At 62.7% G+C, this 15,300-nt stretch carries 12 protein-coding genes; 10 read left to right on the top strand and 2 right to left on the bottom strand.

The features are described from left to right. Positions 1 to 9 precede the first annotated feature (9 nt). Both ACMGF5_RS04705 and ACMGF5_RS04700 read right to left on the bottom strand, forming a co-directional pair. Complete coding sequence (locus ACMGF5_RS04705) at positions 10 to 1,005, bottom strand: class I SAM-dependent methyltransferase (protein ID WP_119687767.1); 996 nt, start codon at positions 1,003 to 1,005, stop codon at positions 10 to 12. A gap of 53 nt (positions 1,006 to 1,058) precedes the next feature. Next, on the bottom strand, positions 1,059 to 2,024 hold the full coding sequence (locus tag ACMGF5_RS04700) for a 2-hydroxyacid dehydrogenase (RefSeq protein WP_414157599.1): 966 nt from the start codon (positions 2,022 to 2,024) through the stop codon (positions 1,059 to 1,061). Between the two features lie 160 nt (positions 2,025 to 2,184). Here ACMGF5_RS04700 and ACMGF5_RS04695 point away from each other — a divergent pair, with 160 nt between their 5' ends. From ACMGF5_RS04695 to ACMGF5_RS04650, 10 genes are all read left to right on the top strand, one after another. After that, positions 2,185 to 3,867 carry a fatty acid--CoA ligase gene (locus ACMGF5_RS04695; RefSeq protein WP_046784540.1) on the top strand — a complete coding sequence of 561 codons (1,683 nt, stop codon included), beginning with the start codon at positions 2,185 to 2,187 and terminating at the stop codon, positions 3,865 to 3,867. Positions 3,868 to 4,198: 331 nt separating this feature from the next. After that, positions 4,199 to 6,118 carry a DUF1302 domain-containing protein gene (locus ACMGF5_RS04690; protein WP_115273876.1) on the top strand — a complete coding sequence of 640 codons (1,920 nt, stop codon included), beginning with the start codon at positions 4,199 to 4,201 and terminating at the stop codon, positions 6,116 to 6,118. A 25-nt stretch (positions 6,119 to 6,143) separates the two neighbouring features. Further along, positions 6,144 to 7,508 (top strand): DUF1329 domain-containing protein, encoded by a 1,365-nt coding sequence (locus ACMGF5_RS04685; protein WP_046784538.1) that lies wholly within the window; start codon positions 6,144 to 6,146, stop codon positions 7,506 to 7,508. A 273-nt stretch (positions 7,509 to 7,781) separates the two neighbouring features. Continuing rightward, the gene (locus tag ACMGF5_RS04680; RefSeq protein WP_119687766.1) at positions 7,782 to 10,499 is read left to right on the top strand and encodes a LuxR C-terminal-related transcriptional regulator; all 2,718 of its coding nucleotides are present in this window, start codon (positions 7,782 to 7,784) and stop codon (positions 10,497 to 10,499) included. A gap of 159 nt (positions 10,500 to 10,658) precedes the next feature. Further along, entirely contained in the window at positions 10,659 to 12,266 is a 1,608-nt protein-coding gene (locus ACMGF5_RS04675; RefSeq protein ID WP_046784536.1) for a tetratricopeptide repeat-containing response regulator, read from the top strand. Beyond that, positions 12,263 to 12,955 carry a sensor histidine kinase gene (locus ACMGF5_RS04670; protein ID WP_046784535.1) on the top strand — a complete coding sequence of 231 codons (693 nt, stop codon included), beginning with the start codon at positions 12,263 to 12,265 and terminating at the stop codon, positions 12,953 to 12,955. The genes ACMGF5_RS04675 and ACMGF5_RS04670 overlap by 4 nt, the downstream gene beginning before the upstream one ends. A 178-nt stretch (positions 12,956 to 13,133) precedes the next feature. Then, positions 13,134 to 13,412, top strand: a complete 279-nt coding sequence (locus ACMGF5_RS04665) for an AbrB/MazE/SpoVT family DNA-binding domain-containing protein (RefSeq protein WP_012316225.1) — start codon at positions 13,134 to 13,136, stop codon at positions 13,410 to 13,412. Continuing rightward, entirely contained in the window at positions 13,409 to 13,756 is a 348-nt protein-coding gene (locus tag ACMGF5_RS04660; protein ID WP_204918874.1) for a type II toxin-antitoxin system ChpB family toxin, read from the top strand. Before ACMGF5_RS04665 ends, ACMGF5_RS04660 begins: the two co-directional genes overlap by 4 nt. Positions 13,757 to 13,771: 15 nt before the next feature. Further along, complete coding sequence (locus ACMGF5_RS04655) at positions 13,772 to 14,416, top strand: MBL fold metallo-hydrolase (RefSeq protein WP_251962466.1); 645 nt, start codon at positions 13,772 to 13,774, stop codon at positions 14,414 to 14,416. A 109-nt stretch (positions 14,417 to 14,525) separates the two neighbouring features. Then, positions 14,526 to 15,248 (top strand): OmpA family protein, encoded by a 723-nt coding sequence (locus ACMGF5_RS04650; RefSeq protein ID WP_012316222.1) that lies wholly within the window; start codon positions 14,526 to 14,528, stop codon positions 15,246 to 15,248. Positions 15,249 to 15,300: the final 52 nt, after the last annotated feature.

Below are 15,300 nucleotides of genomic sequence, written 5' to 3'. Positions count from 1 at the left end.
CCTGTTTTATCAACGTGTTGCCTGATAGATGCGAAAACCGTCTGCCTCGGCGCAGGTCCGGCAGTTGCCCAAGGCGCCTTCGATCAGTGGCTGATAACGCAGGAAACTATTGGCGACCAAGCGCATTTCGCCACCTTTTCGCAGATGTTGTCCTGATTTTTTCAGCAAGTTTTCCGATGCCTGGTAGTTGGTGTGCACACCGGTATGAAACGGCGGGTTACTCAGGATCAGGCTCAAGTCGCCGGGCGCAGCATCGATACCGTCGCCACTGATGACTTCACCTTCCAGCTTGTTGGCAGCCAGCGTCAGGCGGCTGGCGGCCACGGCGAAGGCGTCCACGTCCAGCATCGTTACCCGGCTTTGTGGGTAACGGCGTTTGACTGTGGCGCCGAGCACGCCGGCACCACAGCCAAAGTCCAGTACATGGCCCACTGGCAGGTTATCCAGGTGTTTGAGCAGCAACGCTGTGCCGCGATCCAGACGACCGTGGCTGAACACGCCAGGCAGGCTGACCACCTGCAGCGGGCCGTCTTCCAGTTCAAGCGCGAAGCGTTCGGCCAGGCTTTCCAGTGGCTTGGCTTCGGGCGCGTTGTCCACGGTGACCTGCCACAACTGGCAATGCCGGGCACTGTCGAGCTTGCGTGGCTTGCCCAGGGCCTGCAAATGCTTGGCCGCGCCTTCGATGCCGCCGCGCTTTTCGCCCACCAGGTAGAGTTCGCCGCCGTCCAGGCGTGACGCCAGTGCGTTTAGCAGGTAGGCCGCCAGTTCGCGCGACTTGGGCAGGAACAGTACGGCCGCCTCGAAGGCGACCGGCGGCACGTCGACGCCGTAATGGCTACGCCCGGCAAAGCGGGCGTCGAGCATGGCCTGATCACCCGCGTGCCAGGTCCAGGCATTGGCCTTTGGCAACTGGCCGAGCAGGTCATCGGCGGGGGCGCCGGCAATCAGCAGTGGACCCTGGAACAGGTCCGCCTGGCGGAGCAAAACTTCACTGCGCGGGTCCATGGACGACGCCTCCTGAAAAAAGTGGCGCAGTGTAGCAGAGCCTGCCCTTGCGCTCAGCTGACCACGCGGCGTGGCTGGCCGGCAAAGAATGCCTGGGCGTTCTCGCTGAGCTGCCCGACGATGCGCTGGCGCGATTCCACCGCGCCCCAGGCGCTGTGCGGCGTGATCAGCAGGCGCGGGATGTCGCCGGCCAGCAACGGGTTGCCGTTGACCGGCGGCTCGACGCTCAGCACGTCGGTGGCGGCGCCGCCCAGATGGCCGCGACGAAGGGTGTCGGCCAGGGCCTGCTCGTCGATCAGGCCGCCACGTGCGGTATTGACCACCAGCGCGCCGGGCTTGAGCAATGCCAGCTCACGTGCGCCGATCATGTGCCGTGTGTGTTCGTTGAGGGGGCAGTGCAACGTCAGGGCATCGACCTGCGGCAGCAGTTCGTCCAGCGGCAGGCGATCGTTGCGCGCCGGGCGCCCGGGGATCTGCCCGCTCAGCACGCGCATGCCAAAGGCTTCAGCAAGCCGCGCGACGGCGCCACCGAGTTCGCCATGGCCGAGCAGGCCTAGGGTTTTGCCTTCCAGTTCCACGATCGGGAAGTCCAGCAGGCAGAACTGGCTGGCCTTGGCCCATTGGCCGTCGGCCACCGCCTGGTTGTAGTCGCACAAGCGCGTGGCCAGCGCCAGCAGCAGGGCCAGGGTGTGCTGTGCCACCGAGGGCGTGCCGTAGCCCTGGCAGTTACAGACAGTGATGCCTTGGGCACGGGCGGCAGCCAGGTCGACGTTGTTGGTGCCGGTGGCAGCGACCAGGATCAGCTTGAGCTGTGGGTTGGCAGACAGGGCGTTGGCGTCGAGCATGACCTTGTTGCTGATCACCGCAACGGCGCCCTGCAGGCGCTCGGCTACCTGATCCGGGCGGGTGGCGTTGCACAGTTCGAGCGCGTCGAACTGGCTCTGCAAAGGTGAAAGGTCGAGGTCACCAAGGTCCAGGGATTCATGATCGAGAAACACAGCGCGACGCGGGCTGGGCATAGGTACGGCTCCAGTGGCAGGGCAAGGGTTGATCCATCGACCGAACAATGCCACTCATACCTCGCGCAGCCAAATCATTCCTTCGGCTGATTTGACCGTCACATTGGCGAACTACAGTAGGCACAGACTTGTCCGGCTCGCTTTTCAAGAAGGGATAACCATGCTGCAGACCCGCATCATCAAGCCCGCCGAGGGCGCCTACAGCTTTCCTCTGCTGATCAAACGCCTGCTGATGTCCGGCAGCCGCTATGAAAAGACCCGCGAGATCGTCTACCGCGACCAGTTGCGGCTGACCTATCCACAGCTCAACGAGCGTATCGCCCGCCTGGCCAACGTGCTGACCGAAGCCGGGGTCAAGGCCGGTGACACCGTGGCGGTGATGGATTGGGACAGCCACCGTTATCTGGAATGCATGTTCGCCATCCCGATGATCGGCGCGGTGGTGCACACCATCAACGTGCGTCTGTCGCCTGAGCAGATCCTCTACACCATGAACCATGCCGAGGACCGCTTCGTGCTGGTCAACAGCGATTTTGTCGGCCTTTACCAGGCCATTGCCGGGCAGTTGACCACGGTCGACAAGACCCTGCTGTTGACCGATGGCCCGGACAAGACCGCCGAACTGCCGAACCTGGTGGGCGAGTACGAGCAATTGCTGGCGGCGGCCAGCCCGCATTACGACTTCCCGGATTTCGACGAGAACTCGGTCGCCACCACGTTCTACACCACCGGCACCACAGGTAACCCCAAGGGCGTCTACTTCACCCACCGCCAGTTGGTGCTGCACACCTTGGCCGAGGCCTCGGTGACCGGCAGTATCGACAGCGTCCGCCTGCTTGGCAGCAATGATGTGTACATGCCCATCACGCCCATGTTTCACGTGCATGCCTGGGGCATCCCGTACGCGGCGACCATGCTCGGTCTGAAACAGGTGTACCCGGGCCGCTACGAGCCCGACATGCTGATCAAGCTCTGGCGGGACGAGAAGGTCACCTTCTCGCACTGTGTACCCACCATCCTGCAGATGCTGCTCAATTGTCCGAGCTCCCAGGGCCAGGACTTCGGCGGCTGGAAGATCATCATCGGTGGCAGTGCGCTCAACCGCTCGCTATATCAAGCGGCGCTGGCCCGGGGCATTCAGCTGACTGCAGCCTATGGCATGTCCGAAACGTGCCCGCTGATTTCTGCCGCCCACCTGAACGATGAGCTGCAGGCCGGCAGCGAAGACGAACGCGTGACCTACCGCATCAAGGCCGGTGTTCCGGTACCGCTGGTGGAAGCTGCGATCGTCGATGGCGATGGCAATTTCCTCCCGGCAGATGGCGAGACTCAAGGTGAGTTGGTGCTGCGTGCGCCTTGGTTGACCATGGGCTATTTCAAGGAGCCGGAGAAAAGCGAGGAGCTGTGGCAGGGGGGCTGGCTGCACACCGGTGACGTCGCCACGCTCGACGGCATGGGTTACATCGACATTCGCGACCGCATCAAGGACGTGATCAAGACTGGGGGGGAATGGATATCTTCCCTGGACCTCGAGGACCTGATCAGCCGGCATCCTGGAGTGCGCGAGGTTGCAGTGGTTGGGGTCGCCGACCCGCAGTGGGGGGAGCGCCCGTTCGCCCTGCTGGTGGTGCATGACGGCCAGGCTGTCGATGCCAAGGCGTTGAAGGAACACCTCAAGCCATTTGTAGAGCAAGGGCACATCAACAAGTGGGCGATTCCCTGCCAGATCGCCGTTGTTACAGAAATTCCCAAGACCAGTGTCGGGAAGCTCGACAAGAAGCGCATCCGCCAGGACATCGTCCAGTGGCAGGCGAGTAACAGCGCCTTCCTTTCCACGCTGTAACCGCGTTGCGGGTCGTGTACCCCGGCGCACGACCCGCAGGCCAGAGCGGCCGTCACCTTGCCAATCGGTAAAAATCGGCCATGCTTGGGCACTGCCGGTGCGTAACCTGGGAACACGCCAGGGCGAATTGGCCAACGGTGTGCAAATCACACTTTAGAGGGATCAAGCACCTTGGTCTGCTGGCTATAGTCGGGGCCAGGGGATTTTCAGGAATGGGGGAGGGCGACACGCGCAACACGTGTCGCCACGGGCGCAAGCCTGCATACCGGTCGCACGGGCCGTTCTTGAAAGGACTCACTGCCATAACAAAAAAGTACATGGAGTAGCGTCGATGACATCTGCAAACCCGTTCTGGCGTCGGGCCAAGCTACCTTTGGCCGTCAGCCTTGCTTCCACGCTCGCAAGCCCTGCTTTCGCGGTCAGTTTCAACATCGGGGAAATCGAAGGCCAGTTCGACTCGTCGCTCTCCGTCGGGGCCAGCTGGTCGACCGCCAACCCCAACAGCAACCTGATCGGCGCCAACAACGGCGGCAAGGGTCTTTCGCAAACCTCGGACGATGGTCACCTCAACTTCAAGAAAGGCGAAACCTTCTCGAAGATCTTCAAAGGTATCCACGACCTTGAACTGAAGTATGGCGACACCGGCATCTTCGTGCGGGGCAAGTACTGGTACGACTTCGAACTCAAGGACGAGAACCGCGAGTTCAAGGACATCAGCGATTCGAACCGCAAGGAGGGCGCCAAATCGTCTGGCGCCGAACTGCTCGACGCGTTCGTCTACCACAACTACGCCATCGGTGATCAACCCGGCTCGGTGCGTCTGGGCAAGCAGGTAGTGAGCTGGGGGGAGAGTACCTTCATTGGCGGCGGCATCAACGCAGTCAACCCGATCGACGTTTCTGCGTTCCGCCGGCCAGGGGCTGAAATCAAGGAAGGCCTGATCCCCGTCAACATGTTCTACGTCTCGCAAAGCCTCACCGACAACCTGTCGACCGAAGCTTTCTACCAGATCGAGTGGGACCAGACCGTTGTCGACAACTGCGGCACATTCTTCTCCCAGCCCGACGTGATCGCCGACGGCTGCGACAACAACCTGGCCGTGCTGGCCACGCAGAACACCTTGGCCAGCCGGCTTGGGCCGCTGGCTGCGCCAGTCGCGGCCACTCTGGCCGCACGCGGCGTGAGTTACGGCTCCCCCGATGAGGGCGTGATCGTCCGTCGTGGCGCGGACCGCGATGCTCGGGACAGTGGTCAGTTCGGCGTTGCCCTGCGCTACATGTACGAGCCGCTCAATACCGAATTCGGTGGCTACTTCATGAACTACCACAGCCGTGCGCCAATCTTCAGCGGTCGCGGTGCCGATGCCCAGTACTACAGCACAAGCGGCCTGGCGGGCGCGCTGGTCAGTGCGGGTGTGCCGTCTGCTGCGCTGGCGAGCCTGTTGCCAAGCCTCATGCCGTTGCAGGTCGCAGGCAACTCCAGCTACTACGTGGAGTATCCGGAAGACATCCGTCTGTATGGTCTGAGCTTCTCGACCACACTGCCTACCGGTACCGCCTGGAGTGGCGAGATCAGCTACCGGCCGAACGCTCCGGTGCAGTTGAATACCACCGATATCCTCTATTCGGGCCTGACGCCGCTCAATCCGGATGTCTCTGTGTTGCAGGGAACACCGGGTGCCGACCAGCCTGGTTATCGTCGCAAGGAAATCACCCAGCTGCAGACAACCTTCACCCACTTCTTCGATCAGGTGATGGGGGCAGAGCGGCTGACCATGGTCGGCGAAATCGGCTGGACCCACGTCGGCGGCCTGGAAAGCACATCCAAGATGCGTTACGGGCGTGACCCGGTGTTCGGCCCGGGGCCTCTGCCCAATGGCCAGTGCGAGGCGCTCAACAGCAGTACCCTGGGCACCGCCGATGCCAACAACGTATCGCGCTACTGCGAGAACGATGGCTATACAACGTCTGATTCCTGGGGCTATCGCGTTCGCGCTATCTGGGACTACAACAACGTCATTGCCGGTGTGAACCTGCGCCCCAGCGTAGCCTGGTCGCATGACGTCGATGGTTACTCGCCGGGCCCTGGCGGCAACTTCGAGGAAGGCCGCAAGGCAGTCAGCCTTGGGCTGGACGCCGAATACCAGCAGACCTACACCGCGAGCCTTTCGTACACCAACTTCTTCGACGGCAAGTACAGCACCGTGGATGATCGCGACTTCCTCGCCCTCAGCTTCGGCGTGAACTTCTAAGCACACAGATCCAGGACGACACGACATGAACAAGACCAGAAGTCTGCTGCAAGCCGGAGTACTGGGCCTGTCCCTGCTGGCAACCGGCGTCATGGCTGCGGTTTCCGCTGATGAAGCGGCAAAGCTGGGCAGCACCCTGACCCCGATGGGCGCGGAAAAGGCCGGTAACGCCGATGGCTCCATCGGCCCGTGGCAACCGTTGTCAAAGACCGCAGGCAGCGTCGATGCCAAGGGCTTCCTTTCCGACCCGTATGGCAGCGACAAACCGCTGTTCACCATCACCGCGCAGAACGTAGACCAGTACAAGGACAAGCTGTCACCAGGCCAGGTGGCGATGTTCAAGCGCTACCCGCAAACCTTCAAGATCCCGGTGTACAAGACCCATCGAGGCTCCACGGTGCCTGACGATGTGTTCGCCGCAATCAAGAAGAATGCCACCGCGACTACGCTGGTCGAAGGCGGCAACGGGCTGAACAACTTCCAGACCGCAGTACCGTTCCCGATCCCCAAGAGTGGCATCGAGGTTATCTGGAACCACATCACCCGCTACCGTGGTGGTAGCGTCAGCCGTTTGGTAACCCAGGCTACGCCGCAGCAGAGCGGCTCCTACAGCCTGGTGTACTTCGCCGATCAGTTCGTCTTCCGCGACAAGATGAAGGACTTCGATCCGAACAACCCGGGCAACGTCCTCTTCTACTTCAAACAGGAAGTGACCGCGCCAGCGCGTCTGGCCGGTACCGTGCTGCTGGTGCACGAAACCCTCGACCAGGTGAAAGAACCGCGCAAGGCGTGGATCTACAACGCCGGCCAGCGTCGCGTGCGCCAGGCGCCGCAGGTGTCGTATGACGGGCCGGGTACCGCAGCGGATGGCCTGCGTACTTCGGACAACCTGGACATGTACAACGGTGCGCCAGACCGCTACGACTGGAAGCTTGAAGGCAAGAAGGAGATGTACATCGCCTCCAACGCTTACAAACTCGACGATCCGAAGCTCAAGTACGCCGACATCCTCAAGGCCGGTCACATCAATCAGGACCTGACCCGCTATGAGCTGCGCCGGGTCTGGCATGTGGTTGCAACGCTCAAGCCGGGGCAGCGCCACATCTATGCCAAGCGCGACTTCTATATCGACGAGGACACCTGGCAGGCAGCGGTGATCGACCAGTATGACGGCCGCGGCCAGCTATGGCGGGTTTCCGAGGCGCATGCCCAGGACTACTACAATGTTCAGGTACCGTGGTACACCCTGGAGGCCATCTACGACCTGCAATCGGGCCGTTACCTGGCCTTGGGCATGAAGAACGAAGAGAAGCGCGCCTACGACTTCGGCTTCAGTGCCAGCAAGGCAGACTTCCAGCCAGCTGCGCTGCGCCAGTCGGGTATTCGTTGAACCGCTAGTGCTGCACACCTTGTGATACTCCCAGAACGCCCCGGCTTGCCGGGGCGTTTCTGTTCCAGCCCCTTGTTGTACTGGCCGGCGCAATCATAAAACGGGTGAATACCTCGCCAAACCCCGCGCCAGCCCTCTGTCCATCAGGCTTGTCGTTTTTTGTCGTAGTCTTTTACAGGCCATTTGCGCCCATCATCTTCAAATACGCCGCGTTACCCGCTAGTCTCGGAACAATCCGTACCGCCGTAGTCTTCCAACCAGAACGAGCCGGCCATGACTGATTTGTCCCGTACGCATGGAGTCGCCAGCCAGGCCGTGGGCCTGCTGGACGGGCGCTTCTTCCGGCCGCCGCTGCCGCACGGCCACGTGCCGCGTGCGCGCCTGTGCCAGCGTTTGCAGGCCGGCCTCAGCGGCCGTTTGTTGCTGGTCAATGCCCCGGCAGGCTTCGGCAAGAGCTCCCTGGCCATCGAATTCTGCGAGGCGCTGCCCGACCATTGGCGCAGCCTCTGGCTTGGGCTCAGCCAGCGCGATGCTGACCCGGGCCGTTTTCTCGAACGCTTGCTTGAGGGGCTGCAGCAGTACTGCCCGGCGTTGGGCGGCCAAGCCATGGGCCTGTTGAAAATGCGCCAGCGCCACCAACCCTTCGCGTTCGAGGAATGGATCGACGGCCTGCTCGACGAGTTGGCGTTGTACCTGCAAGCCGATACACCCTTGCTGCTGGTACTGGACGACTATCACCTGGCCCAGGGGCCGGTGCTCGATCGCTGCCTGCAGTTTTTTCTCAACCACTTGCCGGGCGGCTTGGTGTTGCTGGTCACCAGCCGCCAGCGGCCAGACTGGCACCTGGCGCGGCTGCGGCTCTCACGGCAACTGGTCGAGATCAACGAGCAGGAGCTGCGCCTGACGCCCGACGAGGCCCTGGCCGTTATTGGTCGCCAGCCTACAGGCCTGCGCGGCCAGGCCTTGGACAACCTGATCCAGCGCAGCGACGGCTGGGTTGCCGGGTTGCGGTTCTGGCAACTGGCGGCGAGCGAGTCCGGCGACGAGCATGCGCTGCCCCAGGCCCTGCATGGCGGGGAAGGCTTGATCCGCGACTACCTGCTGGAAGAAGTCATCGAAATCCTGCCTGAGGACGTGCAGGCGTTTCTGTTCGACACTGCGTGCCAGGAGCGCTTCTGCGCGGCGTTGTGCGATGCCCTGCGTCAGCGCGACGACAGCGCGGCCATCCTTCGTTACCTGCAGGCGCACCAGGTGTTTCTGGTGCCGCTGGACGAGCATGGGCACTGGTATCGCTACCATCACCTGTTCTCCGACCTGTTGCGCAGCCGCCAGTCCAATGAACCGCAGGCGCGCCTGCACCTGCGTGCCTGCCGTTGGTTCCAGGCTCAGGGGCTGCTTGACGAAGCGGTGGAGCAAGCCCTGCGGGCTGGCCATCTGGACGTTGCCGCCGACCTGGTGCAGAGCCTGTCGGAGGAGCAACTGCTGGCCGAGCAGAACGTCGGCATGCTGCTGCGCTGGAAGATGGACTTGCCCGACAGCCTGCTGATCAGTACGCCCCGGCTGATCGTGCTGTACAGCTGGGCGCTGGGCCTGGCCTGCCAATTGGACGCAGCCGAAGAGCTGGCAAGCTACCTCAGCCGCTTTTTGCCAGCGCCTTCAGCCACCGCGCAAAGGTCCATGCTGGCCCAGTGGCTGGCCTTGAGCGGGGTAATTGCGCGTGGCCGCGGTGATCGCGAACGCACCCTGGCCTATTGTGGTGAGGCGCTGCAAAGCCTGCCGTGCAAACGTTATGGGCAGCGTCTGGTGTGCCTGTCGACGCTGTCCAACCTGGCCATTGCCGATGGCGACTTCTGGCGGGCGCGTGGTTGGAACCGCGAGGCGCTGGAGTTGGCCCAGCGGGTTGGCAACCCCTTGTTCGAAGCCTTGGCGCACTACGACCGTGCCCGGGTGCTGCATGCCAGGGGCGAGGCGCTGCGCGCGCTGGACGAGGTGCGCCAGGGGCTGCAACGCCTCCAGGGCCTTTCGGCCCAGCGGCTGTATGCCGTGCGCGCGCGGCTGACCTTGTACGAGGGCTACCTGCTGGTGACGCGCCTGCAACCTGCGCAAGGGCGTGCGCGCTTGCGTGCGGGGCTGGGCGAGGCGCGCGCCTGTCGCGATATCAGCGTGCTGATAGGCCACTGTGTGATCGCTACCCTCGACGGGCGTGAAGGGCGCTACGCCGACGCCTTCGCCGAGCTGGCCGAAGCCGAGAGGCTGATGCATATCTGGGACGTGCCGCCGATCTTCTACCTGGCCATGATCACGCTGGTGAAGTGCGAATTGTGGCTGGCGCAGGGGCGTACCGACCTGGCCGAGTCCTGGTTGCTGCGCCTGGGCCAGACCTATGGTGGCGAGCAGCCTGCGGCGGCGCCGGAGTTCCACCCGTTGTTAGCGCTGCACATCGAGTTGCAGCAGGCCTTGCTCGAACGCATCCAGGGCCGCAGTGAGGATGCCGCTGCGCGCTTGCGCGGCCTGGTCGAGCGCGGGCAGGCCGGCGGTGGCATGATGCTGACCTTGAGCGCGCTGTGCCAGTGGATCACCTTGTCCTTGGAGCACGGTGGCGAGGCGCAGGCTGCCGAGCGCTTGCCCATGGCTCTGGCAGCGGCCCAGGGCGGGGTGATGCAGCCGTTTCAGCGGTTGATCGAGCTGCACCCGCTGTGGCTTCGCGAGCAGTTGCTCGCACGTCCTGCCTGCAAGGTCCAGGTCGAGCTGCTGGCTCGTCTGCCCGAGCAGGCCGCGCCGAGCAGCGGCACGTGCGAGGCGCTCAGTGGTCGTGAGCTGGCAGTGCTGGAATTGATCGCCCAAGGCTGCTCGAACCAGCAGATCAGCGAGCGCCTGTTCATCTCGCTGCACACCGTCAAGACCCACGCCAGCCATATCAACAGCAAGCTCGGGGTGGAGCGGCGTACCCAGGCGGTGGCACGGGCCAAGTCGTTGGGCCTGCTGGCCTGATGCCGGTCGTTGGCGGCCTGGCCGGATAAACAACGGCCCAGGCCAGCCTCTCGCTGCAGCACTGCCTGCCCTCATCTTTTACGCCTGGCTGCCGATACACGTTTCGGCGGTATGCATCGCCGCACGCCATCCTCCCATCATCCAATACAGGTCGTGTTGATGCTGCAGTACGGGCAAAAGAGCTTTCTGATCGTCGATGACTTCACCGACTTTCGCACGTCGACGCGCTCCATGCTGCGCGAGCTGGGCGTGCGTGACGTCGACACTGCCGACAGCGGTGAGCAGGCCCTGCGCATGTGCGGGCAAAAGCGCTATGACTACATTCTTCAGGATTTCCACCTTGGGGATGGCAAGAAGAACGGCCAGCAAGTGCTGGAGGACATGATCCTCGACAAGCTGATCAGCCATGAGTGCGTGTTCATCATGGTGACCGCCGAGAGCAGCCAGGCCATCGTGCTCAGCGCCCTGGAGCACGAGCCCGATGCCTACCTGACCAAACCGTTCAACCGGGTGGGCCTGGCCCAGCGCCTCGACAAGCTGACGCAGCGCAAGACCTTGCTCAAGCCGATCCTGCAGGCCCTGGACCGTGGCCGCCCGGCCGAAGTGCTGGCTGCGTGCGCCGAGCTGTGCAAGAAGGACCCGCGTTTCGCGCCCCTGTGCCTGCGTTATCGGGCCGATGCCCTGCGAGACCTGAACCGCTTCGATGAGCTGGAAAAGTTCCTCAAGGGCATTCTCGCCAGCCGCCCGCAGCCGTGGGTGTATGCGGCGCTGGGCAGCCTGATGCACAAACGGGGTCAGCACGCGCAGGCCCAGGGCGTTTATGAGCAGGCGCTCAAGGCGTTTCCAATCATGCCGAGCCTGTACGACGGCATGGCCGACGTGCTGGTGGCCCAGGGTGAGACCAAGCGCGCGCAAAACATGCTTGAAGAAGCCGTGCGCCTTTCACCCCTGGCGGTGAGGCGCCAGGCCGCGCTGGGCAAACTGGCGCTGGACAACGAAGACTTCGAAAGCGCCTCGAAGGCGTTTCGCCATGCGGTGAACCAGGGCCAGAGCTCGCGCTACAAGGATGCGGAGAGCAACCTTGGGCTGGTCGAGGCATTGATGAACAAGAACGCCGGCTTCGGCCTGGATGCACGTACCCGGGTCGAGATCAATACCGTGCTCAGCGAGGTGGCCAAGGACAATGTCGAGGATCAGGGCCTGCAAGTGCGTGCGCGCTTGATGAAAGCTGCCAGCCTGCAGCAGGCCGGTGATGCAGAGACTGCAGCCAAGCTTACCGAGCAGGCCCTGCAGCGGCTGGACAAGATGGATCAGTTCTTCTCGGTCGAAGCCGCCCTGACCGTGGCCAAACAGCTGCAGGCGCTGGGCCAGGAAGGTGCCGGCGGCACCATCCTCAAAGGCTGTGTGGAAACCTACGGCGATGACCCCAAGGTCATGCAGAGTGTCGCCAAGCTGACGGATGACCCCACGGTGCTCGGCGCCGTCACCGAAGCTGTCGACCTCAACCGCCAGGGTGTGCGCAGCTATCAGGCCGGGCAGCTCAATGAAGCCTTGCAGATGTTCCGCAAGGCCCTGTCACTGCAACCGAAGAACATCAGCATTGCCCTCAACACTGCCCAGGCGCTGTTGCGCATCGGTGGCGAAGCCACGCCGCCGGCAATCCTGCAGGAGTGTCGCAACTGCCTGACCAGCGTCGCGGGTATTCCTGCCAGCGACAGCCGGTATGACCGCTACCGCAAACTGCACATCAAGGTGTTCGGCGCATGAGCCAGGACAACCAGGGGCTGGATTTTTCCACGGTGATCGCCTCCACCGTGCACGACCTGAAAAACTCGTTGTCAGCGCTGATCCAGTCCCACGACCAGTGGCTGGCGCGCCTGCCCGAGGAGTTGCGCGGGGGCACCGAGCTGGGCGTGATCGAGCACGAATTCCGCCACCTCAATGGCATGCTGGTGCAAATGCTGGGGCTGTACAAACTGGGCGTCAACCAGTTGCCGGTGTGCCCGGACTATCACGAGCTGGACGACTTCGTCGAAGCGCAGCTGGCGGCTCATCAGCAAGTGCTTGAGCACAACGATATCCTCGCCACCTGGCGCATCGACAGCGAAAATCCGCTGGGTTTCTTCGATCGGGAACTGGTCGCCTCGGTGATCGCCAATGTGATCACCAACGCCACCCGCTATGCCGGGCATGCGCTGTTGATCAGCATCGCGCAAGAGAACGAGCAATTGGTGATCAGCGTCAACGATGACGGCCCAGGCTACCCGGCGCGCATGCTCGAGCGGCAGCAGGATTATGTACAGGGCATCGATGCGCAGAGCGGCAGCACCGGGCTTGGCCTTTATTTCGCGGCACGCATCGCTGCGCTGCATGAGCGCGATGGCGTGCGCGGGCGAATCGAGATCGCCAATGGCGGGGCGCTTGGCGGGGGATTGTTCAGGTTGTATTTGCCGTAAGGCCTGGTGGCGGGTCGCATGGCCCGTAGTGCCGCCAGGGCCGGTTGTGAGTCGATTCCCAAGGCATTGTGAGGCATATCCTACTCGTGGAATGCGGGCTTTTATCGGGGCCTGACAAGTGACAATGTAGATACGAAGTTTCTACATTTCACTTGCATTCACTTGGAGGGTTTCTACTATGTATCTACCTTGGGAGATACTCATGCAGATAAAGATTCAGCAGTGGGGCAACAGTGCGGCGATTCGTTTGCCGGCAACAGTGCTCAAACAGATGCATCTTGGCGTCGGCTCCACACTGAGCCTGGACACGCAAGGCGAGACCATGGTCCTCAAACCTGTCAGGGCCAATCCCAGATACACACTTGAAGAGCTGATGGCACAATGTGACCTGAATGCGCCGGAGCCCGAGGACATGGCTGACTGGAACGCCATGCGTCCAGTGGGGCGTGAAGTGTGAAGCGGGCTAAATTCGGCCGAGGCGATATTGTTCGGGTCAATCTCGACCCTACTGCCGGTCGCGAGCAGCAAGGGGCCGGGCGCCCAGCCCTGGTAGTCACGCCAGCAGCATTCAATGCTTGCGGGCTGGCCGTGATCGTTCCCATATCCCAAGGTGGGGATTTCGCCAGGCATGCGGGTTTTGCGGTCACTCTCAGTGGTGCGGGCACCCAGACCCAAGGCGTAGTGCTCTGCAACCAGATTCGCACGGTCGACCTTGAAGCCAGAGGCGCCAAACGGGTCGAGTCGGTTCCCGAGGTCGTGATCCTCGATGCGCTGGCTCGTGTTCAGACTTTATTCAATTGATTGCTGTGGTCATTCATGGAAAAAGCGTCGCTAGCTCTCATCCGCGAAACCTTCCCCGTCGGGCCTTTGCAGTGCAACTGCACCCTGATCGGCGACCCGCTTACCAAAAAGGCCATCGTCGTCGACCCGGGTGGTGATCCGGACAAGATCCTCGCCCGCCTGCAGGCCCACGGCCTGACCTTGGTGAGCATCATCCACACCCATGCGCACTTCGATCATTTCCTCGCCTCGGGCAAGCTCAAGGAGCTCACTGGTGCGACCTTGCACCTGCACAAGGACGACCAGGTGCTGTGGGACAACCTGGAGATGCAGTGCCAGATGTTCGGCGTCCCTTATACCCCGGTGCCCCCACCAGACCGCTGGCTGGGTGACGATGAAGCGCTGGCCTGCGGCTGTGGCGTGGCGTTGCACACGCCCGGGCATACGCCGGGTTCGATGAGCTTCTGGTTCGCTGACGCCAAGCTGTTGGTTGCGGGTGACACCCTGTTCCGACGTGGCATTGGCCGCACCGATTTGTGGGGCGGCGATCAGCGGGCTATCGTTCGCTCGATCAAGGAGCGGCTGTATCGTCTGGATGAGGATGCAATCGTGGTCACCGGCCACGGCCCTGATACCCGACTGGGTGACGAAATGCGCGAGAACCCCTTCGTGCGGGCCTGAGCCGGCATAAACAGCCTGTCATGGAATTTTTTCGCTCAAGCGCGATCCAAGGCTGGCATAAATGCATTCATGATTTGCCGCACACACGAATTCTTGTAGGAGCTTGTCCATGTTCACCATGCGTCGCCTGATTATCGTCGCAACCGCTGCAGCCCTGATGACCGGTTGTGCCGGCCAGAACCCCTACGACAGCCAAGGTCAGGCGCAGGGCGGGTCGACCGGGATGAGCAAGACCGCCAAGTACGGCGGCCTGGGTGCGCTGGCCGGCGCCATCGCCGGTGCCGCCATCGACCACGACAACCGGGGCAAGGGCGCGCTGATCGGCGCCGCTGCGGTAGGTGCTGCCGCTGCCGGTTACGGTTACTACGCCGACAAACAGGAAGCCGAACTGCGTGCACAGATGGCCAATACCGGCGTCGAAGTGCAGCGCCAGGGTGACCAGATCAAGCTGATCATGCCGGGCAACATCACCTTCGCCACCGATTCGGCGAACATCGCGCCGAGCTTCTACTCGCCGCTGAACAACCTGGCGACCTCGTTCAAACAGTTCAACCAGAACACCATCGAAGTGGTGGGCTTCACCGACAGCACCGGCAGCCGCCAGCACAACATGGACCTGTCGCAGCGCCGTGCCCAGGCAGTGAGCGCCTACCTGACCTCGCAAGGCGTGGACGCCTCGCGCGTGTCGGTGCGCGGCATGGGCCCGGACCAGCCGATTGCCAGCAACGCCGATGCCAATGGCCGGGCGCAGAACCGTCGCGTCGAGGTCAACCTCAAGCCTATTCCCGGCCAGCAGTATGATCAGCAGGGCCAGGTGCAGCAGTATCCGTAAACCATGAGGGCCGCTGTGCGGCCCAATCGCCGGCAAGCCGGCTTCCACCGGG

This window comes from Pseudomonas sp. BNK-15 (assembly GCF_047456105.1).
Classification (GTDB): domain Bacteria; phylum Pseudomonadota; class Gammaproteobacteria; order Pseudomonadales; family Pseudomonadaceae; genus Aquipseudomonas; species Aquipseudomonas putida_E.
Note: the sequence above shows the minus strand (reverse complement) of the source record. Positions and strands in the feature narration are given on the sequence as shown.

Coding starts and splice junctions, on each gene's coding strand:
- ACMGF5_RS04675 (WP_046784536.1), top strand. CDS start 10,659: ATGCTGCAGTACGGGCAAAAGAGCTTTCTGATCGTCGATGACTTCACC.
- ACMGF5_RS04695 (WP_046784540.1), top strand. CDS start 2,185: ATGCTGCAGACCCGCATCATCAAGCCCGCCGAGGGCGCCTACAGCTTT.
- ACMGF5_RS04655 (WP_251962466.1), top strand. CDS start 13,772: ATGGAAAAAGCGTCGCTAGCTCTCATCCGCGAAACCTTCCCCGTCGGG.
- ACMGF5_RS04650 (WP_012316222.1), top strand. CDS start 14,526: ATGTTCACCATGCGTCGCCTGATTATCGTCGCAACCGCTGCAGCCCTG.
- ACMGF5_RS04670 (WP_046784535.1), top strand. CDS start 12,263: ATGAGCCAGGACAACCAGGGGCTGGATTTTTCCACGGTGATCGCCTCC.
- ACMGF5_RS04685 (WP_046784538.1), top strand. CDS start 6,144: ATGAACAAGACCAGAAGTCTGCTGCAAGCCGGAGTACTGGGCCTGTCC.
- ACMGF5_RS04680 (WP_119687766.1), top strand. CDS start 7,782: ATGACTGATTTGTCCCGTACGCATGGAGTCGCCAGCCAGGCCGTGGGC.
- ACMGF5_RS04700 (WP_414157599.1), bottom strand. CDS start 2,024: ATGCCCAGCCCGCGTCGCGCTGTGTTTCTCGATCATGAATCCCTGGAC.
- ACMGF5_RS04690 (WP_115273876.1), top strand. CDS start 4,199: ATGACATCTGCAAACCCGTTCTGGCGTCGGGCCAAGCTACCTTTGGCC.
- ACMGF5_RS04665 (WP_012316225.1), top strand. CDS start 13,134: ATGTATCTACCTTGGGAGATACTCATGCAGATAAAGATTCAGCAGTGG.
- ACMGF5_RS04705 (WP_119687767.1), bottom strand. CDS start 1,005: ATGGACCCGCGCAGTGAAGTTTTGCTCCGCCAGGCGGACCTGTTCCAG.